This window comes from Sphingopyxis terrae subsp. terrae NBRC 15098, from assembly GCF_001598815.1.
GTDB classification, from domain to species: domain Bacteria; phylum Pseudomonadota; class Alphaproteobacteria; order Sphingomonadales; family Sphingomonadaceae; genus Sphingopyxis; species Sphingopyxis terrae.
Map to the genome: position 1 here is coordinate 1 of NZ_BCZQ01000062.1, position 726 is coordinate 726.

The 726-nt window shown below is 51.9% G+C and carries 1 protein-coding gene and 1 pseudogene; both read left to right on the top strand.

Annotated elements, in window-relative coordinates:
- Window positions 1–129, top strand: a pseudogene (locus STE01S_RS20190) (IS256 family transposase); the annotation flags it as partial.
- A 248-nt stretch (window positions 130–377) separates the two neighbouring features.
- On the top strand, window positions 378–726 hold a 349-nt coding region (locus STE01S_RS19475), incomplete at its 3' end, for a hypothetical protein (protein ID WP_218017014.1).

A 726-nucleotide genomic window follows, 5' to 3' on the forward strand; every position in this document is an offset into this window, starting at 1 on the left:
CTGATGGAGCAGAACGACGAGTGGCAGCTCCAGCACCGATACATGCAGATCGAAGGCATGGCCGAACTCAACCAACCCATGATCGAGGAGGAAAATCAGCCCCTACACATCACCGCCAAAGCCGCCTGACGATGGCCCACGGCCACAGCCGAAATTACACCACCTTGACGGACGCGACCTCTTGATGTCCTGCAGGACTGTATGGTGCGGTCGAGAAGGGATTTCGACTCTCGGAAGTCTACCAATCATATGAAATCACTATATTTTTCTTGATCGATTCTTACTTCTGATTACTCGTTTTGACCTGCTCTTGTGCCAATTGTGCCATCGTAGCTAGGCGGTTCGTGCACCCTAAAAATGCACGAAGGACATTACCTATGGCTACCATTCAGAAGCGAAAAAACTCATGGCGAGTGCAGGTTCGCCGGCAAGGAAAGGCGGTATCGGCGACGTTCGATACAAAGACGGAGGCAGAGGTTTGGGCTATCAAGGCAGAGGGTAAGATTCTTGAAGGCATGTTGCCTTCGGCGATCCTAAATATCCGCGTTCCTCAAATCGGGAAGACGGCCGCCGATATCTTCGAACTCTATGCCAACGAAGTTTCTCCGAAAAAGCGGGGTGGACGCTGGGAGCAGATCAGGCTCAAGGGAATGGCCAACCGCTTTCCCATTTTTGATCAGCCAATCACGGCAATCAGCGGACCCGATATTGCTGACTGGAGAGATA